Here is a 24,279-nt window from a genome sequence, read left to right as displayed (position 1 = left end):
TTAGGCTGGGAGGCAACACGCGGATTAGAAGAAATGTGTGCTGACTCTTGGAAATGGCAATCAAATAATAAAAATGGATACATGGATAGTGAATTATAAAAAATGTTGAGCTAAATGCTTATGATTTAATCCATTAGAGTTAATGACTCTTAATTTACAAGGTTAGATGTATAGAAAGTAGGAAGAAAATGAACTCAATCCTAATCTGTGGCGGAGCTGGCTACATCGGTTCTCACGCTGTGAAAAAATTAATAGACGAAGGTTTATCTGTAGTAGTAGTAGATAACTTGCAGACTGGTCATGAAGATGCAATTACGGAAGGCGCGAAGTTTTATAATGGCGACCTTCGTGATAAATCCTTTTTAAGGGATGTTTTTAAACAAGAAAATATTGAGGCGGTTATGCACTTTGCAGCTGATTCTTTAGTTGGAGTTAGTATGGAAAAGCCCCTTCAATATTATAATAACAATGTGTATGGTGCACTTTGTTTATTAGAGGTAATGGATGAGTTTAAGGTAGATAAGTTCATTTTCTCTTCTACTGCGGCAACGTATGGTGAGGTAGATGTTGATCTTATTACTGAAGAAACGATGACGAATCCAACGAATACGTATGGAGAAACGAAGTTAGCAATTGAGAAGATGCTTCATTGGTATAGCCAAGCTTCAAATTTACGTTATAAGATTTTCAGATACTTTAATGTGGCTGGTGCAACTCCAAATGGTATTATTGGGGAAGATCACCGTCCAGAGACACATTTAATTCCTCTTGTGCTGCAAGTGGCTTTAGGTCAACGTGAGAAGATTATGATGTTTGGTGATGATTATAATACGCCAGACGGTACTTGTATCCGTGATTATATTCATGTTGAAGATTTAGTAGCGGCTCATTTCTTAGGGCTTAAAGACTTGCAGAACGGCGGAAAGAGTGATTTCTATAACTTAGGAAATGGTAATGGTTTCAGTGTAAAAGAAATCGTTGATGCAGTTCGCGAAGTTACAAATCATGAAATTCCTGCCGAGTTAGCACCGCGCCGTGCGGGCGATCCAGCACGTTTAGTTGCTTCTTCTAAGAAAGCGAAAGAGAAGTTAGGATGGGATCCTAATTATGTAAATGTTAAAACAATTATTGAGCATGCTTGGAATTGGCATCAAAAGCAACCGAATGGATATGCTAAATAAATATAATAAGTGAAAGAGAGGGTATCGTCGACAAAATATGTTCGACAATACCCTCTCTTTTTTTATAGGATTTTTGCTATACTAAACTGTACTATAATACGTGGTGGAAGGAGGAGAATGATGAAAATACTTGTGGTGGATGATGAATCGAGTATTCGTAATTTGATTCGGATGCAGTTGGAGATGGAAGGTTATGAAGTATTGGCAGCGGCTGATGGGAGAGAAGCTTTAGAGAGATGGAATGAAGGGCCGGATGTATTGATTTTGGATGTTATGCTTCCGGATACGGATGGGTATGAGTTGCTTCGTTTGTTCCGTGAGAGGGATAGGGATATTCCGGTGCTGATGTTAACGGCAAAGAGTCAGATGAATGATAAGTTGCTTGGCTTGCAGCTTGGTGCTGATGATTATGTGACGAAGCCGTTTAATTATGCGGAGCTTATTCTTCGGGTTAAGAATATGGCGCGGCGTGTAAAGAAGACGGAGGCGGCTGTAAGTCATGAAGTAATTGAGGCTGGAGAGATAGTGATTTGTCCTAAGGAAAGAAAGGTACATGTGAGTGGACAAGAGATTCAGTTAACGTACCGAGAGTTTAATTTATGTCAGTTATTTGTTTCAAATCCGCAGCGTGTGTTTATGAGGGATGAGTTGCTTGAGAAAGTATGGGGATTTGAGTATATCGGAAATACGAGAGCAGTTGATATTATGGTGCAGAGACTTCGAAAGAAGCTTGGGACGAGCGGGGAATATATTAAGACAATTTATGGCGTTGGCTATAAACTGGATTGTTAAGTGGTGATGGTATGTCTTTAAAGCGAAATATGGTGTTTGGAATAGTTGGGCTGTTAATTCCGATTTTTGTTCTTTTATATGCAGTTGTTTATATTACGTTAGAAAAGAATATGTATCATAACGCAGCAGATTCTTTAGAAAAGTTAAGTGTAGAAGCACAAATTTATACGATGAATTATTTAGAGAAGGAAGCAGAAGTGGATACGCTTGGTCCGAATTCACTTTTAATTGCGTCGTATTTAGCGAAGCGTATGGATGTCCGTGTGCAGATGATTGGGAAGAATGGCGATGTTGTTGCAGATACACAAAAAGGAGCATTGCTTCACCGTAACATCGACATTGAGAGTTCTTTGAAGGGAAAGAAGTCTTACGTTTTTGAGGAGGCGGATCCAGCTCCTATTCTTTTGTTTTCAAGCCCGGTTTATTATGGAAACGATGTCATTGGAAGTATTCGTTTTATAAATGAGTTAACGGGTGAGAATGAAGTTTTAACAAATGTGAGCTGGACGTTCTTAATGACATCTCTTTGTTTAGTAGCTACCGGTATTTTCTTTGCAATTCGTTTGGCGAAGTCTCTTCATAAACCAATTGATCAGTTGAGACAAATGGCACAGCGGCTCGCGAATGGTGATTATAAGAGTAAGATTGAGTTAAATGAGTATGTGGAAATCGCTCAGCTTTCAGCATCTTTTAATGCGATGGCCGATGGAATTGAGCTGCATATTAAGCAATTGCAGGAGGAGAAAGAGAAGCAGAAAGATTTCCTAGACCGTATTACGCATGAGCTAAAAACACCGCTAACGGCAATTATCGGTTATGTTGATTTAATCCCGAAGTTACAATCGAAAGAAGATGTACAGGAAAGTCTCCGTTATGTGGCTGTGGAAAGTGAGCGCTTATTATCACTTGTAGAGGAACTGCTTAAGTCCTCGAAATATGGGACGAGTACGTTTGAAGTGTCTCCTACAGTTGTGAACATAAAGGAATTGGCAGAAGAAGCAGTTTCAATTGTAAAACCTCGTCTAAATCAGTTTGAAATTGAAGTGGTAAATGAGTTAACGGATGTACATGTTGTTGCGGATTTTGATAAGACGAAGCAAATTTTCTTAAATGTGCTTGATAATGCAATTAAGTATAGTGATGCTTCGCACATTCGTATGAATGTAATTGTAAATGAGCATGAGGCGAAGGTTTTTGTTCATGATGATGGGATCGGTATAGATGAAGTGGTGCTTGCAGAGTGGAATGAGTCTCCGAAAGGAAAGGCACTTCCTTCTAGTTACGGGAATGGTTATGGTTTGTATATTTGTCAGGAGATTATGAATAAGCAGGGCGGAAGCATGCGGATTGAGAGTAGTGAAGAAATAGGTACTACAATATTCATTACATTTTTGCTTCCGAGAAGGATGGAAGACATAAAAAACTTGAAAGCGGTTAAATGATACATTTATGAAACAATTATGCGGTATTTTCGAAACAACGTTTTTTTATCTTGGAGGTAGGCAGAAATGAAAAGGCTATCATTTCAAATTCTTATGTTTGTCATTTGTATGATTGTTTCTCTTGTTTTGTTTTATGTTATGGAGAAGCAAATCTATAATCGAATCAACATTGTAAATGATAAACAAGCCGTTTTACAAAGGGTGAATGAATCTCTTCCAATTGAAGTGAAAGTAAGACATGAAAAGTGGGGAGAAATCGTTGTAACGGATGAAGTTCGTTTGCATACGATTGTTTCATTCTTTGACCGAATTCGAATAGAGCCAGGGGACGTTAAGAGCCAAGAACAAGTATTTACTGGAGAAGTAACGTACTTGAATGGACATAAGCGTACTTTTGCAGTAGGTGACTTGTTCCAGTATGGGGAAAATGTATACGGAAAGAATGGCATGGATCCGATGATTTCAGCACTTCAAACGTATTTATTAAGCCTGTATTACACGCCAGAGCGTATTAGTGATTTCTTTGCTTCAGCAAAGGATGTCGTAGCACGTCAAGGCGATGTGGTACGTACTATCAATCTTACGCACATACTTGATTCTATTCGGTACGCAAAGCAAATTACAGATTACGGAGAAATTCAGAAGTTATTACAATCGCAGAATGAACCGATTGCTTATATTACAGCTTATAAAACAGGTAAGCGCGTAAAAAATGATCGTGAAGATATTCTTACGATTTCTGTGTATCCATCGTACTTTGTTGTGCAATATCTCGGTGATAATAACGGAAATGTCATGTATATGAAAGGCTCTCTAGCAGAGTTATTCGTAAAGGAGAATGCGTCATGAGAAAGATAGCCTTTTTCTTCTTTTTGCTAGTAATTGGAGGAGCGATGTCTAGTTGCTCTCGAGATACAACCTCTATTAAATATAGTAAAAATGGTCTCCCTATTTTGGATGATCGTCATATTGTTGCGTATGTGGCGGCTCGTGAGGAAGTTGGAGAAGCGTTACTTTCATCATTTTGTAAGCCACGTGGATGTACGTATGAATTTATTCGTCTTTCAACAGAAGAACTTCTTCGTAGAGTGGAAGAAGAAGCTGGAAATCCGAAGGCGGATATTATTATTGGCGGTACAGTAGATGCGCATCAAATGATGAAGCAAAAAAATCTTTCTATTCCTGTGATAAGCCAACATGCAAATCGTATTTCAAAAACTGTTAAAGATAAAGATGGTTATTGGTACGGTTATGAAGTGGAGAAGCTGGCAATTGCGATTAATAAAGAGCGGTGGAACGAGGAAATAGCGCCGCTCGGTCTCTCGTATCCGTTAAGATGGAAAGATTTATTGAATCCAGTATATAAAGGAAAGATTGTCATGCCCGATCCAAATGTTTCAGGTACAGCATATACGTTTTTCCAATCACTGATTGATACGTTAGGTGAAGAGGAAGCGAAGGGATATGTGAAGAATCTGGCAGAACAAGTTGGAGAAGTAACAGTGAATGGTTACATCCCAGCAGAACTTGTTGCGAGCGGTGAATATATGATAGGCATCAACTTTATGGGAGATCAGAGAATGCTTCAAAAACAAGGCTTTCCGATTTTAAGTAACGAACCTGAGCAAACAGGGTTATCTGTTAATGCGATTTCGAAACTAAAACGTGCACCGAGTGGTATTATTGCGGATTTATTTATTGATTATTGTTTATCAGAAGAAGCGGGGCATATTTTAGAAAAAGTGTCGTTTGGCGTACCAACGATGTTTGCGAAGAATGAGAAAGAAATAGAAGGACAGCCGGTTAGAAGGACGAACCAAAATATATCAAATAGCGGAATAATCGAGATATGGAATAGACAGCGTCTCTCTCTGAAGTGAGAAAAGGAGACGGAAATATATGTTTAAATGGCTCAAGCCAGCACCTGCAATTGAAAGATTGCCAGCGGATATGATCGACCGTGTATATCGATTACTACGTATTCGTGTGTTAATCGGAATTTCAGTTGGATATGCTGCTTATTATTTAGTTCGTAGTAACTTTAATTTATCTACTACGTATTTAGTAGACGAGTTCGGATTTAGCACTACACAAATCGGATTATTAGGTGCAGTAATGGCTGTTGTTTACGGACTTAGTAAATTCTTTATGGGTAATTTATCGGATAAGGCATTTGCTCAACGATTTATTGCAGTAGGTTTATTTTTATCTGGGCTTGTTAATATTTGTTTCGGTTATGCATCTTCCTTTGGGATGATTTTAACATTACTTGTTCTAAACGGTATTGTACAAGGTATGGGAGCACCACCTTGTAGTATTGTTATGACGAAATGGTTTTCAAAGAAAGAGCGTGGTACGAAAACAGGTCTTTGGAATATTTCACATAACGTTGGTGCACTACTTGTTCCACCATTCATTGGGATTGGGGTAGGTATTTTCGGTGAAAGCCATTGGCAAGGCGGCGTATTTATTTTTCCAGCGATAATCGCTATGGTAATTTCAGTTCTAGTATGGATTAATGCGAAGGATACACCAGAATCTGAGGGTCTTCCACCAATTGATGAATATCGTAATGACTATGAAGAACTTGAAAAAGTAGATAATGCTAACAAAATGTCACCAAAAGAAATTTTAATGAAATATGTAGTGAAAAATAAATTTGTTTGGTTCTTATGTATCGCAAATGCATTTGTTTACTTAATTCGCTTCGGTGTTATTAACTGGGTACCAATTTACTTAACAACAGTGAAAGGTTTTACAAAAACAGAAGCGCATTTTGCGTATTCAATATTTGAAACGGCAGCGATTCCAAGTTCTTTAATTGTCGGCCTTTTAAGCGATAAATTATTCAAAGGAAAACGTATGCCATTATGTGTTATGAGTATGGCTGGGGTTGTTGTTGGAACAATCGTCTATTGGCAAGCAACTAATATTATTGTTGTGAGTGTTGCAGTTTCTATTATCGGTTGTTTAATTTATGTACCACAGTTCTTAATCGGTTTAAGTGCAATGGAATTAGTACCGAAATTTGCAGTAGGTACGACAGTTGGTATGTGTGGTCTGTTCGGTTATGTTGGAGGTAGTTTCATAGCAAACGCAGCAATTGGTATCATTGTTGACCGTTCTGGCTGGGATGGTTGCTTCATGTTACTGTTAGCAGGCGGCATATTAGCAACGATATTCTTACTGATTGTTCAAATGGGACATGAGAGAAAAGCTTCTAAGGTAGCATAATATTTTATTTGAAAAAGCTATCCAATTGTTATATTGGATAGCTTTTATATTTTTATTTAGAAAAAACAAACAGTATGAAAAATTGCAGTTTAATATATAAATGATTTTTGTTAATTAATATAATTTTTTTAGATTCCATAAACCAAATAGATACATGGTTATACCGAAAAATCCGCCGCCACAGATGAAAATTACAACCTTAAATAAAGAAATAGAGATTTCCTCTGAACCTACATAGGGAAGGATATAATTCATAAAAACAAACATTTGAAAGCCCCAAAGCACACCTGCTTTTAAGCCAGCTTTTCTTAATTTTTTCTTGTGTTGTAAATATTCTTCTTTTGTTGCACATTCAGTATCACTTAAACCTTTTTTCTTGAATTTAAAGGCTAAATAATTAGCGTAAATCATATTAGATAGAAAAATAAATATAGTTCCTATAGATATTGTGTGGTTCATAGTATCAACAAGTAACATAATAAGCATTACCAACATATTTAACCACCATAAACCAATTCCAGCTACAGATAACTCTTTATTGATTTCTTGTTTTTGATATTCATCTCTCTCACTTAGTGTTCCAACAAAACTATTATAAACTCTTTCTTTCCATTCAATTTTCATCATTTAATCTCCCTACCAAAATAGACTATTTAAATCTGTTTTTAGTGCTTTTGCTAATTCGATACACAAGGCTAAAGAGGGATTATATTTATTGTTTTCAATTAAATTTATTGTCTGTCTCGCCACGTTAACTTTTTTAGCTAACTCTAGTTGCGATAGACCTTCAGATTTTCGATATTGTTTAACGTTATTCAAATATAAACCTCCCATTGATGGTTGTAGACCTCGTGTGCCAAAATGTCATTTATATGTGACATTTTATAATTGAATAGATGAAATGTCAAATATATATGACAAAATAGCGATGGTGCAATTAGGAAAATGATTTTAATGATTCATTTTGGCAAGAAGTTTGTTAATAAAGAATGGCTTCCATTCAATTAAAATTGCTCTTTTTCCTTTCCTTAAATCTATCTTAAAAGATATAATGTCATATTTCTAATCATTGGAATTTTTGTTACAATATAAATGGATGTGTAAAACTTTGTAAAAATAATGTAATAATATGTAATCTATTTTCAGAAAGTTTTATACAATTTTTATATTAAACTATTAAGTTATAAAAGGGAGCGAGAATATGTTACCAAATACGGTTCGTACTCCAAACAAGAAGAAGAAATGGATTATTATTGGGGTTATTGCACTAATTGTTATTGTAGCGGCAATTAATATTTTTGTTATGCAAGGTAAGAAGAAGGGTGCATCAACAAATGCTGATGCTGTAAGTTTTGAGAAAGTGACAGAGCGTAAGCTGAATAATACGAAGTTAATTTCTGGTCAGGTGAAGCCTGGTAATATTGAAAGCTTCTATGCAGATCCGGCCAAAGGGAAAGTGAAAGATATTGAGGTAAAAGAAGGGCAAGAGGTAGAAAAAGGTACGAAGTTATTCTCTTATGATAATGAAGAGATTAATCTTCAAATGAAGCAAGCTGAGCTTGATCAGAAGATGGCGGATATGCGTTACGATCAAGGGAAAAAGAAGATTGATTCGTTGAAGAAAGAAATTAAGAAGGCGAAAGATAGCGGAGCTGGGAAAGAAGTAACAGATCCGATGGACGAGCAAGTAAACGAGTTAGAGATAGGGCAAAAAACAATTGACCTTGAGAAAGAAAAAGGAAAGTTGCAGAAAGAAGAGTTAAGTAAGAAGCAGAAAGAACTTACGATTTATAGTAATTTCGCTGGTGTTGTTCAAAAGTTAGATAAAGATGCGGCACAAAGCTCATCTCAAGCGTTAGGTGGTCAAGGAAAAGCGTTTTTACAAGTAGCTTCTAAAGATCCATTCCAAGTTCAAGGTACGTTAACTGAGCTTCAGAAGTCACAAATTCAAAAAGATCAAACATTCACTGTAACGGCGAAAGCAAATAATAAGAAGAAGTGGACAGGTAAGATTACAGAGGTAAGTGAGTTCCCAACAAGTGCAGAGATGGCGCAAGCTGGCGGCATGGGTGAAGCAACTCAAAATATGTCTCAATATACATATAAAGCAAGTCTTGATAGCCAAGACGGTTTATCTCCAGGTTACCACGTTTCTCTGCAAGTAAACTTAGAGAATAAGAAGATGATTGCTGTCCCAAGTAAGAGTATTGTAGCAAAAGGCGATGATGCATTTGTTTATGTTGAGGATAAAGGTAAGCTTCGTAAACAAAATGTGAAAAAAGGTTCTACTGATGGGGACTGGACAGAGGTTGTAGAAGGCGTAACAGTGGGGCAAAAGGTGGTTAAAAATCCTTCCGACGATGTGTATGACGGAATGGAAGTGAAAGAGAAATGATTACGTTAAATAATATTGCTAAAACGTATTATCAAGGAAAGTTGGCAGTGCCGATTTTGCACGGTATTAGTTTAACGATTCAGAGCGGTGAGTTCGTTTCGATTATGGGACCGTCTGGCTCTGGTAAGTCGACGCTTATGAATATTATCGGTTGTTTAGATCGTCCAACAGAAGGCGAATATATGCTGAATGACGTGAATATCTTAACAGCAGACGAGTCAAAGCTTGCTTTAATTCGTAATGAATATATTGGCTTTGTATTCCAGCATTTTAATTTACTGCCTCGTCTTTCAGCAGTGGAAAATGTTGAGCTTCCGCTCGTATACGGTGGCGTGAAGAAAGCAGAGCGTCGCAAGCGTGCTTTGGAGGCGCTAGGTAAAGTTGGATTGGCAGATCGCGTGCATCATTTACCAAATGAGTTATCAGGTGGACAGAAGCAGCGTGTAGCGATTGCAAGAGCGATTGCAAATAATCCAACGTTTATTATGGCCGATGAACCGACTGGTGCACTTGATACGAAGTCTGGTGAGCAAGTTATGAATATTTTCACGAAGCTTAATGCAGAAGGTACGACGATTGTTATGGTTACGCATGAAGAGGAAGTGGCAGCGTATTCTTCCCGCCGCATTGTACTGCGAGACGGGAAAGTTACAGAAGATAGAAGGTGTGCGGTATGAGTTTACTAGATAGTATAAAAATTGCCTTATCTTCTATTTTAGCTCATAAACTGCGTTCAGCTCTTACGATGCTGGGTATTATTATCGGGGTAGGTTCGATTATTACTGTCGTTGCAATTGGGCAAGGCGGGGAAGCGATGTTGAAATCAAAATTCGCAGGTTCTGGTGGTAATAACCTTATGCCAATTCAATTTAAAGCAGATATTAATGATGAATTTGCTATAGGTGGATTTGAAATACCGAAGTTAACGGAAGAGGATATTTTGGAAGTAAAACAAGTGAAAGATGTTTCACACGTTATTACAACAAATTCGACAACAGAGACACTTGATGTAAATGATAAAAAAGCAAGGCTGAATGTTATTGGACTTGATAATGAATATTTTGCGGTTAATAAAGTAAAGGTTGTAAAGGGCCGCTCCTTAAATGAATCAGATATTTCTCACGCGAATAACGTTGTGATGATTAGCACAAAAACAGAGGAAACGTTATTTAAGGGCGTAAACCCAGTTGGACAAATTATCGAGATGAAGGGACAGCCAATGCAAATTATTGGTGTGTATACATCAGATAATGAATTTATGGGATTTGAAATGGAAGAAGCGTTAATTCCTCTTACGTTATGGCCTGTTTTATACGGGACAGATGATATTCAAAATATCGCAATTCAAGCTAAAAGTGTAGACAATTTAGAAGCAGCAGGGAAACGAGCTGTTGATGTATTAAATAGTCGTAAGCCAAGTGAAATCCCAGGTAAATATGAACTGGTGAATTTAAAAGAACTCCAAGAAAATGTTTCTAAAGTAACTAGCATCATGACGATGATTATCGGTGGTATCGCGGGTATTTCATTAGTCGTTGGTGGTATTGGTGTTATGAATATTATGCTTGTATCTGTAACGGAGCGTACGCGCGAAATTGGGATACGTAAAGCGCTTGGAGCAACGCGTAGTAAAATTTTATTACAGTTTTTAATTGAAGCTGTTATGTTAACACTTCTAGGTGGTTTAATCGGAATTGGTCTTGGGTATGGCGGAGCATATATCGTTTCTACATTCGCAAAATGGCCACCACTCGTCTCGTGGGAAGTTGTCGTTGGAGGCGTACTGTTCTCGATGACACTCGGTATTATTTTCGGATTAATTCCAGCAAATAAAGCTGCGAAATTAGATCCAATTGAAGCATTGCGTTATGAGTAATTAATAGTGTAGTAACAATACACATTACCATTCTAGTGGGCGGTTCGTAGCCTCTATATGAGGAAGTGAACCGCCCGTTAGAACGGGTTATATAAATAGAAGGAGGCGTTATAATGGAAGCTAATATTAATACGCAAGATGTAGGTGCGAAGAAGCCATCATTATTAGGAATGATTACTTCTCCAAGTGAGCAGTTTGAGAGAATGAAGACGAGTAATGCAGTTTGGGGTGCATTTTGGCTACTTGTTTTAATAGCTGGGCTTGTTGGGGGATTTGCTGCTTATGTATATTCTCTAACACCTGAAGCAATTAAGCTTAATAAGGAATTAGGTGTTACTGTTTCAGCTGCAATGACATATGGTATGGGATTTGGGGTAATTGCTATTAGTATGGCATTTGTCTTTCTACTTAGTGCCGTGGTGTATAAAGTGTTAATGGTATTTATAAGCAATGATACTTCTTATAAAAAATTATTAGCGATTACTGTATATTCAAGTGTTATTTCATTACTAGGTTTATTAATAAATACGATTTTAGCATATATTTTAGGTGGATCAGGTCAAGAAATGTACACTGGCCTAGAGCCAATTTTTGCTTCAAGTAGTGGTGTTGTAAAAGGCATTGTAAGTAAATTTGAAGTGTTTACAATTTGGGGATATGCAGTTACATGGCTAGGTCTTCAAATTACAGCAGGTTTAACTAAAAAGCAGGCAACAATTATTACTATTGTTTTCTTTGTTTTAACTCTTGGAATGGGCGCTTTACAAGGTATGTTCCAATAAGGAAATAAAATAGAAAGGTGGCTCTTTAAAGGAGTCACCTTTTTTTATTTTTACCCCTATTTCAAATGCCACCAACAAAATTTCAAATACTATCTAGTGTAATTTCAAATTCCGTCGGTAGTATTTAAAATTACTCACAATGAAATCTTTTCTTTATTTTTATATTGTGAAGGTACCGCGGAATACTAGAAAGGTATACCTTTTAGAAACGGGTACTGTGTGAAGCCAGCGACTTTTAAAGAGGCAGTTGTTTTGTATGAAGGTATGATTGTAAATCAAATAAAGAAATTAGGTATTCGTAAAGATTATGAAGAGTATTATCAATGTGGTTTAATTGGTCTTTGGTATGCGTATGAAAGGTATGATGCAGAGAAAGGGAGTTTTCCCGCATATGCAGTTGTAACGGTGCGAGGTTATATATTAGAGAGATTGAAGAAAGAGTTCGCAGTGCAGGAGAGGTGTGTATGTGTAGGAGAGTATGAGGATATCTTTCATTTTGAAGATGTTGAAATAAGAGTGAAGGATTTTATGAGTGTGTTAGACGAGAAGGAGAAGTATATTATTTTTGAACGTTTTTTTGTAGGGAAGACGATGGGAGAAATCGCTTTAGAGACGGAAATGACATATTATCAAGTAAGATGGATGTATCGGCAAGCAATCGAGAAAATACGGGATAGTGTAAAAGGATAAAAATAGAAAATAGAATGGAAGATAAGGAAATACTACCTTCCATTCTATTTGTTATTAAGGTGATGAATCTTGCATGTTCATTTGGGATAATACATATCCAGCTTTCCATAATTGCTGGCTTAACTTATGAGGACTAATTTGTATCGTTACGGTAGCTCCATTTGAAAAATGAATTTTAGCTTGTTTAGCTTTTTTGAAAAACTCTATTGTATGAACATGTTTGAAGAAAAGCCAAATGCAATTTGGAGAAGCAGGAGATTCTGTTGGGAAAGCACAAATATATTCTCTATGATTGATCGGAATTGGAACGTTTTGTTTGAATTTAAATTTTGTTTTTACGGCATTACGTCTCCCTTGATAAGTAGAATGAATATTTGTTAGACAAGATTTCTGTATAAGTTGGAGAGCAGTTTGACAGGAGTAAAGATGGTTCCCGCTACTGTCGATAATTTTTGTGCGGTAATAAGGGTGTTTACATGGTTCAAGCATCATTGTAGAACTAGAAATAAAAATGTTGTTTTCATTATCCATAATTCTATATCCTCCCTTATAATTTTTATTCCGAATATAATTATATATAAATTAAGTAAATTTACTGTTAATATTCTATTTCATATTGTAAATTTTGTCTATTCGTTTACAATCAATAGGTGATAGTCTTTCTAATTTGCATCGCTTGTACATATATATGAAAATAGAAAAGAGTAGGCGGTGATATAGTATGAAGAAAAAGTATATTATTATGGCTTTAGTTGTCGTTCTCCTAGTATATTTAGCAAACAGTAATCCGAGTAAGGGCGAATATACAGAATGGGCAGCGAAGCAGTTTATGAAGCGTAATGATGTGAGTAAGAAGCTAGATGAAGTTCAAAAAGAGAATGAAGAGGGTCTCCTTGGCGACTTGGCATCGGCCGGTAAAAAGTTAGCGAAAAAGTATGTTGAGCCACAAGTTGGGTTATTAATTGATCATTATACGAAGCGAAATGATTATATATTCTTCTCAACATATACGACTGAGTTTGATATAGGGGAAGAACATTATAAGTATGTATGCGTCGGTTTTTCAAAGATTTTTATCCCGATTGAAATGCCGAAGAAAAAAGACGAATCTGCAAAATGATGCAGATTCGTCTTTTTCATTTTATAGAGTAATGGGAACTTCAGATACATTTTTTTCTACAAGGCGAGCTCCCTTTTTTCTTGTATTTTCATCAATGGATGAAAATACAGATGAGGCAAGGATTGTATCCATTACTTGATTTACGACTTGTGCATCGATTGGTGTGATGGGCGTATCGATAGAAAAAACGACTGTTTTTCCATCTTCCTTCGCGAAAATCAACTCTAGTACTTGCATGTGTTATTCCCTCCTTTGTATTTATCCCGCTATTTACGGGATTTGGGTCTGCCGGTTAAATTGCGGGCTAATAATCAGCGGGGATGAATAAAATCCCCACTGATCCGAGTTTTACTTTATAGTTTAGAAAGATCTGATGTGCTTACAAGTTGTACAGCGTGAAGCGGTGATGCTTGTAAGGAAGCTAGAGCATGAGCTACATTGTGTACTTGATCTAAGCTCGCATTTGTTTTAACACGTTTAAATTGTTTGCTCTTGAAAACTGTTTTGCCGTTCTTATCTAATCCGTTGTTTAAGACAAGACGTAAAGTTAAATCCATTACGATTGTTTCAATTGCCATGTGTATCACCTCCTTTCACTTTATAAATAGGATGCAAATGTCATGTTTTGGCGTGAAATTTTTTCTTTTTTTTGGTACCCTTAAAAGATTAAGAGAGGAGAATTCTGGATAATGAATCGTAAATGGTTATTTTGGATTCCTGTATTACTATGGATGGGGCTGATTTTCTATTCTTCGGCACAACCATATAAAAAGCAGGATATGCGTTCAGATATTGAACAATATGTAAATGTTGAATTTGTGAAAGAGCATTTTTCATGGGTATCTATCGATTATGGTGGAGGAACCCCTGTTAGTATTGCGAATAAAGGTGTAGGCGGATTTATTGAGTTTTTCCTTCGTAAAGGTGCTCATTTTATGGTGTTCTTTATGCTAGGTTCATTGATTTATTACGCTTTTCATCGATCAGGTTATTCGAGGAAAAGATGTTTTATATATGCCCTTCTTTTCGTTGCGGGTTATGCAACATTTGATGAAATTCACCAATGGTATACGGGAGACCGTACACCAATGTGGCAAGATTCATTGCTTGATACGTGCGGCGGGTTAACGGGGATTATAATAAGTAATTGGTTTTGGAATAGAAAAAAGCGCTAATCTCATTTTGAGATTAGCGCTTTTTTTGTGGGTAGTAAAACTCCCCGTAAATGGCCTAATTAAAGTTTCACTTTATACACCAAGTAATTCTTTTAGTTCGTCTGTTGATAGTTCAGTCATCCAACTATCGCTTGTGATGACTGCATTGTTTAGAGATTGTTTTCTTTCTAGCATTTCATCAATTTTTTCTTCTAATGTTCCTGTTGTAATGAGTTTGTGAACATGAACAAATCGTTTTTGACCAATGCGATATGCGCGGTCTGTTGCTTGATTTTCCACAGCTGGATTCCACCAACGATCGTAGTGAATGACATGGTTGGCAGCGGTTAAGTTTAATCCTGTTCCGCCAGCTTTTAAGGATAAGATGAAAATGTCATACGTTCCGTTTTGGAACTCCTCAATCATCTTGTCACGATCTTTTTTCGGTACACTACCGTTTAAGAAGAGGACACGTTGGCCGAATTTTTCTTCTAGCACACGTTTTAGCATGTTCCCCATGCCAATGTATTGAGTGAAGATGAGGCAACTTTCATTTTGATCTTTTATATTTTCTATGAGTTCCATTAACGTTTTTGTTTTCATAGAGCGTTCAACGACATTTTGTGGCTCTTCTTCTTTTAAATAAAGAGCTGGATGATTACAAATTTGTTTTAGCTTGTTCAGCATAAGTAATATAAAGCCGCGTCTTTCAATTCCACTTAATCCTTCGACATTTTGCAGTGTATCTTGAACAAGTTGTTCATATAAGGAAGCTTGTTCACCAGTAAGAGGACAGTAAGCTTTTTGTTCTTGTTTATCTGGTAAATTTAATGCGACTGTTTGATCTTTCTTCGTTCGGCGCAGTAAAAATGGTGAGATAAACCGTTGAACTTGCTGGATTTTTCCTTCGTCACGATCTTTTTCAATTGGTGTGACGAAGCGGCGTTGGAATTGCCCTAAGCTTCCGAGATATCCATGATTAATAAAGTCGAAAATGGACCAAAGTTCAGCGAGGCGATTTTCCATCGGTGTACCAGTTAAAGCGATTTTGTGATTTGCTTGCAAGTTTCGTACTGCTTTCGACTGTTTCGTATGTGGGTTCTTAATATTTTGTGCTTCATCCAAAATAACAGCATCCCAGCATAATGAAGTTAGTTCTTCCTCATCGAGTTGAGCCAATGCATAAGATGTTAATACAACATCTGCTGATTGAAGGAAATCTTCAAAAGAATTGCCCTTATCTCTATTACTTCCGTAATGTAATTGAACACGTAAATTCGGTGCGAAACGCTCAAATTCTTTTTGCCAATTTCCAAGAACAGATGTCGGCGCTACGATTAATGCAGGGCCTGTTTTGAGATTGTTTTCTTTTATATATAGTAAGTAAGAGATTGTTTGAATACTTTTCCCGAGTCCCATATCGTCAGCTAGCAATGCTCCAAATCCAAGCTTTCGTAAATATAATAACCATTCAATGCCGTGTTGTTGATACGGACGAAGTGTTGCGTTTAGTGAAGTAGGGACATCTACTTTTGGAATATCTCCAATATGAAGCAGCTTTTGGAATAGTTCCTCATAATATCCATCTAGTTCGATTTCAATATCAGTAAACGGACTATCATCTTCTACAATTTCTGTTTCAGCCGTATTTGATAAATGTTGCTGCAGGACATCTTTCATCTCTAGTCCGTATTTATCGGCACGGTTCATGAGTTTCCTTACTTCTTCGATAAAGGCTGGATCTAGTCGCATCCATTGACCGTTTATATTGAATAGACGTTTATTTTGTTCAACGAGTTCGAAAAATTCGCTTTCTGATAAATCAATGCCGTTCGTCGAAATGCGCCAATCAAAATTAACGAGCGTATTCATACCGAAGAACGATTGTGTTTGTGCTGTATTTTGCTTCAGCTGGACACGTAATTTCGGTTTTGTTGCTTTTAAATTTTGCCACCATGATGGTAGTAAAATTGTAATACCGGCTGCAAGTAATTCATTGCTTGCTTCTGTTAAGAAGTTCCAAGCTTCTGTTTCAAAGAGTTCATTTCGGAACGTATCTCCTTCTTTTAACCACGGTATGAGTTTACTAAAACCTTCTTGTGTTTCTGTAATCCGTTCTTCGTAATCGTGCCATCTTTTCGGTAAGGAATCGATGTTTTCATATACATATATGCGATGCGCCCCGCGCTTTGGTGTCACAATTGTTTCAAGCTTCCACATTTCAAATTCTTCTTGTGGTTCTTGTAGTCTTAGTCCGATTGTAAACGGAAGATCATCTTCGATATAACCAATTTTCCGAAGCCAATCTTCTTCATGTAGTGCTGTTTCCAGTTGTCTTTTCGTAAAGTCATAATGTTCATATAGTCTTTTAGCATCTTCCCAGCCGTCATTTGAGCGGTTGTCTTGTAATATGCTTTCATTTACTGCTGCTGAGAAAAGCGATGCTAATGTGTCATCTTCAATTGGTGTATTTTGAACTTTCCAAGATGGTTGTTTAGGCCAATGATTCATATCTGGTACGAAACTACCACTCGTAAAGGCATCCCATAGTTCATTTGCATCTTTCGTAAGTGCTGTAATCGTGCCGTTTATTTGAATATGTGCAAAGGAATTCATCGGTTTGTTTGCAATGTATTCAAAGGCTTGTGCATTTGTTAGCAACACACCTTGTTTTCCTTCGAAGGTTGCTTCTTTTAGAAACGTACCATAGAAAGAAGTGGAGTGCCATGTGAATGCATTTCGTTTCCAACTTGTTACGGATAATGGAGTACCGCTGTCATCTTCTCCCCAAAGGAACCAACCTTGACTAACATGCTGGAGCCTAATTGTTACTTCAGTTTGATTGATCATCGATTAATTTTCCTTTCCGTAATTCCTCTTGTAGTGCACGCAGACGTGAATGGAGATTAGCGATGTGAATAATGAAAGCATCCCATTCATCGGTGCGTTTTAATCGTTTATATAATGTACGTAATTTCTTTAAGTAACGAACTGCACGTTTATATGATTTACGATTTCGTTCTTCAATCGCCTCTACAGCAGCAAGATGGTAAAGAGGAAGTGCCACTTCTGGCGCTTCTTTTTCAATATCTTTCAGTGGCTCTTTCAACAGTTCAATTGCCTCAAATCCATATAAGAGATGAAGCTCTGCCCATGTGCGATACTGTTTTTTCGCAAGTACGTACTGTTCGTAGTTTGTGAAACTATACGGTAATAGTTCTTGTAAAATCATTTCAAAACCAGCTTGTTCATTTGTATGTGTTGCGTATGTTTCATACATGATTACAAATAGCCGAACGATATCTTTTATGAAAATCGTATTTTCGTGATCTTGGATCGTTTTCTTTACTTGTTTATACGTAAAGGAAAGCCAGTTTTTTGCACGATCCCATTGCATGGCACTTAATAGTTCTTCTAACCAATAGAAGTATAGACTCACAACAGAAGCAGGTTGTTTCTTTAGTAAGTCCATCGCTAGTAAATCTTCATCATTTAAAAAGAGAAGATGAGAAGACGCTAATGCTTTGGATAGTGGATTGATTTTCGTATCGATTCGTTTTTCTTCCTCTTGTATGTTCTCTTTATTGTTTAAAAGTTCACTCCATATGTGACGATAAATGAAAAATCGCTCTTGCGTATAAGCGTCGGTAGAGAAGAATACTTCATGAACGAGACGAGCTGTTTCTTGCAAAATTATTTCAGACTCTGAAGGAATCGCTTCTGATTGTAAGTCCCGAACGATGGATTCCACTTTATCTACAAATAGGCGAATGACATTAACAGGTTGGTGATAAGAATACGTTTTGTTTGCTTCGAATGCCTGAATTTCTTCTAATAATTTTTGAAAGCAGTAAATTGCTGCATGTAACCTGAATAATTCATGTATGGCGATGACGCGCGGAGCTTTCCGCTCAAGCTTCGTATAGAAATCTGTAAAGATACTCATAAGAAAATACATTTGTTTATAAGTAAGGCGAGCTTGTTCTTTTTTAAATGAATCATATTCTTTTTCAAAATATGATTCCCAACTTTTATAATCCGTTTCTTCAAAAGCTGATGATTGCAATACTTGTCTTGCAGTTCTAATAGGAGGAAGGGAAGGTTTCGTATTATTTTTAAATAAAGTTAATACATCTCCTACTTGCCCGAAACTAGACGCTGCAGATAGTAATACAGCGAGCATATGCTCACATTGTGTTGGTGCGAAGCAATCACAATAACTTTCAGCGACATTACGAATCGGAATATGAACGCTATATACGTTGCCTTCCGCATCTACAGTTCCTGATAGTGTATAACCATCAAAGTCAACGTTGTAGACAACACCACTACGATATAGGTGCCGAGCTGTAGCGACATGTTCCTGATCAGCTGTTTGCTGTGGATCTAGTCCTTGAACGAACTCATTCGCAATCATCATAATTTCATCTTTCGTAATTGAGTGTTGCAGCATAATATTCCTCCGTACACATATTTCTTTCCTTTACCATTATAAACAAAAAATGCTCAAAACAGAAAAAATGAAATTTGGATTACATAACTTGAAAATCATGGTAATATATAAAATGTTAATTTCATATATGAATATATACGTATAGGAGGAGAAATAATTTGTCAGATTTACAGACGAAGTTAGGTAGTGGAATGAATAAGTTACAAGAAGGAATAGAACAAGGGAAAATGAAGTTGCAAGTTGCACAAGAAATTGCTCAATTGAAAAAGGGAATGCAAGTGCAAATGCAGAAAAAAGCAGAGGTTCTATTAGAGGTTGGGCAGCAAGTGTATGTTCAATTAAGAGGAAGTGGAGTAAATGAAGCGAGCTTAAAAGAAATGATTGCTCCAGTTCAAGAATTTGATGTAGCTATTTATCAAGCAAGAAAGCGCATTGTTGAATTGCAAAAACAACAAGGTGAAAAAGCTACATGTGAATGTGGTGGACCTTTATCAATAAATGATAAGTTTTGTGGTTCGTGTGGAAAATCTAACCCGATGTTAGCGGTAGAAAATGAAGGTGAAACGGTAAATTGTATTTCATGTAATGAGCATATCGATAAAAACTCTACTTACTGTCCAGTTTGTGGAATTAAGCAAAGTGGGGAGTGAATTAAATGTATTGTCGCACATGTGGAAAACAACATGGTGAAGAAGTAAATTATTGCCCAAATGAAGGTAGTATGGAGATTGCAGGAGCTATAGATGCAGTAACATTAGAAAAAGATACTGCAAAATACTGCAAAGGTTGTGGCAGTGAAAATGCTCAAAAAAATTTATATTGTCAAAAGTGCGGGTATTCTTTATCTGTTGTGAAGAAAAAAGAACAATCTGTAAAATTGCCTACAATGGATGGTGCTCCTAAAGTTGAATTTAAAGCAGATAAAGCCGTGTTACAAAAAGGTTTTATTGGTGGGGCTGTTGCAAGTATTCTCATGTTAATTGCTGGTTGGATTGGTAGTTTATTATTTGCTTCTATGTTAAGTGAGATGTTTAGCAAATTTGCGAAAGAATTAGAAATGTTGCCAAGTTTTTATTCGAGTGCAACTTCTACGATGTTAAGTTACCATTTACTTGGTTTTACAGCTAACGATGATAGTGGATTGATATTTTCTTTATCTTGGCATACTCCATTTACATTATTATTAATCATTCCATTTATTATTTTCGCTGGTACAGGAATTTGGTTAGGGAAACAGCATGTTGCGAAAACGATTAAAGATCAAATCTTTATGGCAGCAACAGTTGGTATTATTTATGGCGTCTTTTTATTCATTATAAGTTTTATAGCATCACAATCTTTTGCAATTCCATTCTCAGAAGCAGGTAAGATTACGGTTGGCTATTCAGCGATTAAGAGTTTATTGAGTGGTGTTGTATGTGGGACATTATTTACCTTATTAGGATTTATTGCTCATACAAGCAAAAACAATATGGCAGTAGCATTTCAAGAGTTAATGCCATATGGAGCGTCTGTGTATTACGGTGTTTCAGCTATGATAAAAGGACTTTTAGTAACAGCGGTAGCGGTTTGTATTATGGCGTTAGTAAGTAAGGAAGACGGTATTGAACCATTAAAAGAAATAACAACTTTAAAATCTGAAAGTACATTATTAGCATTAGAGTTAACACCTCAATTATGGAGTATGGCTCATTTTGCGCCGTTAGAAGTATCAAGTCCAGCACTTAGTAAAGAATTTACTAGAATTGGTAAGAAATCAAATACATATGAGAGCACGCTATCGTTTTCATTTATATCAGGCGTCTCTGTAAATGGCGTAGAGCTTAGGGAGATATTGATTTCAAAAGGAGCAAATGAGGAAAGCCTTGCAGAATTTGATAAAGTGAATAATGTATTCCATTATGGTTTATTACTGCTTATTATTCCATTGTTCTTTATGTTTAGAGCGGGAAGAAAGTTAGCTAAATTACCGACCGCCAATATATATATTACATTAGCGGTATGTAGTGGTTCTTACACAATTATGATGATTGTAATGAATATGATTTCTAAGTTCCAAATTAATGTTTCAGGAACGGTAACAGGTTTATTTGGAACAAGTGGAACGGTATTATCTATGCAAAATTCATTTATATATTTAACTTTGTTTAGCTTGATTGTGACATATGTAGCGGCATTTGCTGGAATGAAATTAGCTAAAAAATAGGAGGAGAGCACGTTGAAGTTTTGTGGAACATGTAAAAAGAATGTTGCAGACCATTTGAACTTTTGTCCTGAGTGTGGGAGTAAAGTAGAAGTAATCGTTGATAACACTGCTGCTTCATATACAGAATTACAAAGCGAGACAAAATCAGTGAAAAGTAAGAAAAATTTATTTTTGATCATTGGTTTTGCTGTTATTGCTGCATTATTATTTGGGGCATATAAATTTGGAGCATATAAGTTTTCAAAAGAAAAGCAAGTAAATGTAATGATTGAAGCATTCCAAAAGAAAGATATTAATGCAATTGATGAGTTTGTAAAAGCGAATGATTCAAGCTTAAAGATTAAGACAGAGGATATTAAAGCGTACATGCGTTATTTAAAAGAGAATCCTTCTTACAACAAACAATTACTGTCTTATTTACAGAAAGAGACAGTAGATCAAAAGTTAACTAAAGATAAATCTTCATTTAAGGACGGGGAAATAGTAGAAGAGGGAAAAGAGTGGTTCTTATATCCAAAGTATAAGTTCAGCATGAAATCTTATTATATGAGCATTAGTACAACTGCAAAAAATGCAGAAATACATGTGAATAACAAAAAAGAAACAGAGCTTTCTAGTGATAAAACTTCGAAAGAGTTGGGGCCATACTTCCCAGGTACATATGTTGTAAAGGCAACGGCGAAGACAGAACTGACTGAATTAGAAACAGAGAAAGAAGTAGATTTAGCGGATGAACAGAGCGAGAAGGTGAAAGTGGATTTATCGCTTGAAGGTAAGTATGTAAGCATTTCTTCTGATGAAAGTGATGCAACTGTATTTGTGAATGGGAAAAAACGTGGAAAATTAAATTATGGAAGTTATAAGCTTGGCCCTGTATCCATAGATGAAACAGTAGAAGTACATTTAGAGAAAACTACTGATTTTGGTGTGATGAAATCTGAAAGTGTTAAAATTGGAGACCAAAGCACGTATTACTTAAAATTCCCGAAAGAAACATCAAGTTCAGCAGTGGGCGAATTTGTAAGAAATCATATTTATGATAACGTACGTGCAATTTCATTAAATGATTTTAGTTTAATTGAAAAGAATTATGATAAGAGCGGGAAATCGTATAAGGAAGACCGTGATTATATACAGTATTTACACAAGAAAGGAATTACAGAAGACTTATTAACGATGGAAGTTCGTAATGTAGAGCGTCAAAGTGATACGAAATATAAAGTAACGACATATGAAGAGTATCATATTCGTTACGGTGATGGATCTGTGAAGTTCAAAAGTTTTAATAACGAACATATTGTAACTGTGAATGGAAATGGAAAGATGTTGTATCATTCTCTTGGTGCAAATAATACGTTGAAATCAGAAGATGTATCTGGTCCAACTCGTTAATATGAGAGAAGCTGTTCAATATTTGAACAGCTTCTTTTTTGTAGCTAAATCGATATTTCGTGTCCAACCGTTGATATATCGTAAGTTATGATAGATATAATTGAAAAATCGCTGATATATTTTTTTACAATTATGAGTGTGTTTCCTTTAATATTTCTTGTACATATGGATCATGTAATATCTGCTCTATAATTGGTAACATGTTTTGTTCAAATGGAATATCGATAGGAAATGGCTTTTGAGAGCCTGGTTTTACTCCATATTGCACAATTTTGTAATGTGTATTGTTTTCAGACTTGAGCACAATTAACTTATAGCGGTTATCATCGCCAGCGAGTGAGAAATCAATAGAAGTAGCGTTATATGTTACTTCATCTTTATATATGTACGGTTTTGGCGTACCAATCCAGTCTACTTTTGCTTGTACATTCATGGGCATAGCCTCCTTATATGTATTATAAATAAATAAAAGCCAGCTCTCAATAAAGAGAACCGGCTTGTAATTTAGCAGTTATTGGTTATTTTAAAATTTTCACTTTAACAGTTTTGCGTCCCCATTTTTGAGCAGCGCTATCTGATCCAAGTAAGATATCGATACGGTTACCTTTAATTGCACCACCAGTATCTCCAGCGATAGCTTCTCCGTAACCTTCTACCCATACTTTAGATCCTAATGGGATTACTTTCGGGTCAACAGCGATCATTTTCATGCTTGGATTCGCAGTTAAATCATGACCCATTGCAGTTAATACACGGCCGCCATATGTGCCACCGTTTTCGCTCGGGTGAGCTGTATATGCTGTAGCTACAACTGTTAACTCACGACCACCAGATGGTTCGCTAGTTTCAGCAGCTTTCACAGCAGGCTTAGCAGCTGGTTTTGCTTGTGCTACAGTTGTTTGAGCCTTAGCTGGTGCTTCAGCTTTAGCAGGAGCCGTTGTTTCTTGTTTCTCAATTACAGGTGCTGTACCTGTTAAGAAAGGAACATGAACATAAGCTGTTTTCCCGTTATATTCAAATTGTAACCACTCATTTTGTACTTGGTTCGTTGTTTCGATTACATCGTCTTTCTTCAACTTTCCAAGAACCTCTGAGTTTGTGTTCGCTTCAGCACGTACGTTTAATACGTTAGCTGTTACGTAGTAGATGCTTTTTGTGAACTCTGCACTTACGAATGCGTCTTTACCGTCTAAAGTAACTTTTGACCATCCGTTCTCTGTATTTTGTACATCTATTTTATTACCGTTTAGTAATTTACCGACAACTTTTGATTCCGTAGTAGGGTTTTCGCGTACGTTTAGTACATCTGTTGTTACAACAGTTTCTGCATTAGCAGATGATGTGAAAATCCCAAGACCAAAAACTGCTGCTGTTGCTATACCAATTAATTTTTTCATGATAGCCTCCATTGCGTTTGTTTTCGTGTCCTCATTATAGCAACAGATTTTTTCGGATTTGGGGAAAACACACAATTACAAACCATTCGTAATAAGTCGTTAATATCCTGTAATATAACAAAAAATATAGGAAAGCGTTTTTCATTCTATATGACTCATAGGTTT

At 36.4% G+C, this 24,279-nt stretch carries 26 protein-coding genes; 17 read left to right on the top strand and 9 right to left on the bottom strand.

Going from position 1 to position 24,279, the window contains the following annotated elements; translation table 11 throughout:
* The 7 genes from ES895_RS13320 to pgtP all read left to right on the top strand — a co-directional run.
* Window positions 1-99, top strand: a 99-nt coding sequence (locus ES895_RS13320) for a UDP-glucose 4-epimerase (protein ID WP_098290265.1), incomplete at its 5' end; no start/stop codon positions are given.
* Between the two features lie 89 nt (window positions 100-188).
* On the top strand, window positions 189-1,181 hold the full coding sequence (gene galE / locus ES895_RS13315; RefSeq protein WP_135238402.1) for a UDP-glucose 4-epimerase GalE: 993 nt from the start codon (window positions 189-191) through the stop codon (window positions 1,179-1,181).
* Between the two features lie 120 nt (window positions 1,182-1,301).
* Window positions 1,302-1,973, top strand: a complete 672-nt coding sequence (locus ES895_RS13310) for a response regulator transcription factor (RefSeq protein ID WP_000699553.1) — start codon at window positions 1,302-1,304, stop codon at window positions 1,971-1,973.
* A gap of 11 nt (window positions 1,974-1,984) precedes the next feature.
* Window positions 1,985-3,415 carry a HAMP domain-containing sensor histidine kinase gene (locus tag ES895_RS13305; RefSeq protein ID WP_135238401.1) on the top strand — a complete coding sequence of 477 codons (1,431 nt, stop codon included), beginning with the start codon at window positions 1,985-1,987 and terminating at the stop codon, window positions 3,413-3,415.
* Window positions 3,416-3,481: 66 nt separating this feature from the next.
* Window positions 3,482-4,264 (top strand): DUF3919 family protein, encoded by a 783-nt coding sequence (locus tag ES895_RS13300; protein ID WP_135238400.1) that lies wholly within the window; start codon window positions 3,482-3,484, stop codon window positions 4,262-4,264.
* Window positions 4,261-5,295 (top strand): ABC transporter substrate-binding protein, encoded by a 1,035-nt coding sequence (locus ES895_RS13295; protein WP_001225645.1) that lies wholly within the window; start codon window positions 4,261-4,263, stop codon window positions 5,293-5,295. Before ES895_RS13300 ends, ES895_RS13295 begins: the two co-directional genes overlap by 4 nt.
* Window positions 5,296-5,314: 19 nt before the next feature.
* Window positions 5,315-6,649 (top strand): MFS transporter, encoded by a 1,335-nt coding sequence (pgtP, locus tag ES895_RS13290; RefSeq protein WP_016110992.1) that lies wholly within the window; start codon window positions 5,315-5,317, stop codon window positions 6,647-6,649.
* A 114-nt stretch (window positions 6,650-6,763) separates the two neighbouring features.
* On the opposite strand, the gene ES895_RS13285 is transcribed toward pgtP, so the two are convergent.
* The gene (locus ES895_RS13285; RefSeq protein WP_000975590.1) at window positions 6,764-7,276 is read right to left on the bottom strand and encodes a DUF3278 domain-containing protein; all 513 of its coding nucleotides are present in this window, start codon (window positions 7,274-7,276) and stop codon (window positions 6,764-6,766) included.
* A 9-nt stretch (window positions 7,277-7,285) separates the two neighbouring features.
* Window positions 7,286-7,468: a helix-turn-helix transcriptional regulator gene (locus ES895_RS13280; protein ID WP_097998075.1), complete on the bottom strand. Its 183-nt coding sequence runs from the start codon at window positions 7,466-7,468 to the stop codon at window positions 7,286-7,288.
* Between the two features lie 382 nt (window positions 7,469-7,850).
* On the opposite strand from ES895_RS13280, the gene ES895_RS13275 reads away from it, so the two are divergent.
* The 5 genes from ES895_RS13275 to ES895_RS13255 all read left to right on the top strand — a co-directional run bounded on the left by ES895_RS13275 (window position 7,851) and on the right by ES895_RS13255 (window position 12,392).
* Window positions 7,851-9,044 carry an efflux RND transporter periplasmic adaptor subunit gene (locus ES895_RS13275; protein ID WP_000937316.1) on the top strand — a complete coding sequence of 398 codons (1,194 nt, stop codon included), beginning with the start codon at window positions 7,851-7,853 and terminating at the stop codon, window positions 9,042-9,044.
* On the top strand, window positions 9,041-9,721 hold the full coding sequence (locus ES895_RS13270) for an ABC transporter ATP-binding protein (protein WP_000631626.1): 681 nt from the start codon (window positions 9,041-9,043) through the stop codon (window positions 9,719-9,721). The genes ES895_RS13275 and ES895_RS13270 overlap by 4 nt, the downstream gene beginning before the upstream one ends.
* Window positions 9,718-10,920, top strand: a complete 1,203-nt coding sequence (locus tag ES895_RS13265; RefSeq protein ID WP_135238399.1) for an ABC transporter permease — start codon at window positions 9,718-9,720, stop codon at window positions 10,918-10,920. The genes ES895_RS13270 and ES895_RS13265 overlap by 4 nt, the downstream gene beginning before the upstream one ends.
* 113 nt (window positions 10,921-11,033) lie before the next feature.
* Window positions 11,034-11,702 (top strand): YknW family membrane protein, encoded by a 669-nt coding sequence (yknW, locus tag ES895_RS13260; RefSeq protein WP_044584993.1) that lies wholly within the window; start codon window positions 11,034-11,036, stop codon window positions 11,700-11,702.
* Window positions 11,703-11,921: 219 nt separating this feature from the next.
* Window positions 11,922-12,392, top strand: coding sequence for a sigma-70 family RNA polymerase sigma factor (locus ES895_RS13255; protein ID WP_135238398.1), 471 nt, complete (start codon window positions 11,922-11,924; stop codon window positions 12,390-12,392).
* A 54-nt stretch (window positions 12,393-12,446) separates the two neighbouring features.
* Here ES895_RS13255 and ES895_RS13250 read toward each other — a convergent pair whose 3' ends face one another.
* Entirely contained in the window at window positions 12,447-12,923 is a 477-nt protein-coding gene (locus tag ES895_RS13250) for a competence protein ComK (RefSeq protein ID WP_000368309.1), read from the bottom strand.
* 190 nt (window positions 12,924-13,113) lie between these two features.
* On the opposite strand from ES895_RS13250, the gene ES895_RS13245 reads away from it, so the two are divergent.
* Window positions 13,114-13,512, top strand: a complete 399-nt coding sequence (locus ES895_RS13245) for a DUF4359 domain-containing protein (protein ID WP_000731405.1) — start codon at window positions 13,114-13,116, stop codon at window positions 13,510-13,512.
* A gap of 21 nt (window positions 13,513-13,533) precedes the next feature.
* Here the strand turns inward: ES895_RS13245 and ES895_RS13240 are convergent, their stop codons facing one another.
* Both ES895_RS13240 and ES895_RS13235 read right to left on the bottom strand, forming a co-directional pair.
* A complete protein-coding gene (locus ES895_RS13240; protein ID WP_001197593.1) occupies window positions 13,534-13,749 on the bottom strand; it encodes a DUF2922 domain-containing protein in 216 nt (71 codons plus the stop codon).
* 116 nt (window positions 13,750-13,865) lie between these two features.
* Window positions 13,866-14,090 (bottom strand): DUF1659 domain-containing protein, encoded by a 225-nt coding sequence (locus ES895_RS13235; protein WP_000963861.1) that lies wholly within the window; start codon window positions 14,088-14,090, stop codon window positions 13,866-13,868.
* Window positions 14,091-14,201: 111 nt separating this feature from the next.
* Here ES895_RS13235 and ES895_RS13230 point away from each other — a divergent pair, with 111 nt between their 5' ends.
* Window positions 14,202-14,687: a VanZ family protein gene (locus ES895_RS13230; RefSeq protein WP_001080709.1), complete on the top strand. Its 486-nt coding sequence runs from the start codon at window positions 14,202-14,204 to the stop codon at window positions 14,685-14,687.
* 72 nt (window positions 14,688-14,759) lie between these two features.
* On the opposite strand, the gene ES895_RS13225 is transcribed toward ES895_RS13230, so the two are convergent.
* Both ES895_RS13225 and ES895_RS13220 read right to left on the bottom strand, forming a co-directional pair.
* Window positions 14,760-17,516: a DEAD/DEAH box helicase gene (locus ES895_RS13225; RefSeq protein ID WP_000610111.1), complete on the bottom strand. Its 2,757-nt coding sequence runs from the start codon at window positions 17,514-17,516 to the stop codon at window positions 14,760-14,762.
* Entirely contained in the window at window positions 17,500-19,119 is a 1,620-nt protein-coding gene (locus ES895_RS13220) for an SWIM zinc finger family protein (protein ID WP_000939131.1), read from the bottom strand. The genes ES895_RS13225 and ES895_RS13220 overlap by 17 nt, the downstream gene beginning before the upstream one ends.
* A 158-nt stretch (window positions 19,120-19,277) precedes the next feature.
* Here ES895_RS13220 and ES895_RS13215 point away from each other — a divergent pair, with 158 nt between their 5' ends.
* The 3 genes from ES895_RS13215 to ES895_RS13205 are packed head-to-tail and all read left to right on the top strand — an operon-like array spanning window position 19,278 to window position 22,717.
* Entirely contained in the window at window positions 19,278-19,769 is a 492-nt protein-coding gene (locus ES895_RS13215) for a zinc ribbon domain-containing protein (protein WP_001281755.1), read from the top strand.
* Window positions 19,770-19,774: 5 nt separating this feature from the next.
* Entirely contained in the window at window positions 19,775-21,325 is a 1,551-nt protein-coding gene (locus ES895_RS13210; protein WP_135238397.1) for a zinc ribbon domain-containing protein, read from the top strand.
* Window positions 21,326-21,337: 12 nt separating this feature from the next.
* Window positions 21,338-22,717, top strand: a complete 1,380-nt coding sequence (locus ES895_RS13205) for a zinc ribbon domain-containing protein (protein WP_135238396.1) — start codon at window positions 21,338-21,340, stop codon at window positions 22,715-22,717.
* Window positions 22,718-22,847: 130 nt separating this feature from the next.
* On the opposite strand, the gene ES895_RS13200 is transcribed toward ES895_RS13205, so the two are convergent.
* Both ES895_RS13200 and ES895_RS13195 read right to left on the bottom strand, forming a co-directional pair.
* Window positions 22,848-23,150, bottom strand: coding sequence for a DUF3910 family protein (locus ES895_RS13200; protein ID WP_001102542.1), 303 nt, complete (start codon window positions 23,148-23,150; stop codon window positions 22,848-22,850).
* Between the two features lie 85 nt (window positions 23,151-23,235).
* A complete protein-coding gene (locus ES895_RS13195; RefSeq protein WP_088066935.1) occupies window positions 23,236-24,114 on the bottom strand; it encodes a cell wall-binding protein EntA in 879 nt (292 codons plus the stop codon).
* Window positions 24,115-24,279 lie beyond the last annotated feature (165 nt).

Source organism: Bacillus sp. 007/AIA-02/001 (assembly GCF_004634455.1).
In the GTDB taxonomy this organism is placed as follows: domain Bacteria; phylum Bacillota; class Bacilli; order Bacillales; family Bacillaceae_G; genus Bacillus_A; species Bacillus_A cereus.
This window is presented reverse-complemented; position numbering and strand designations above follow the sequence as displayed.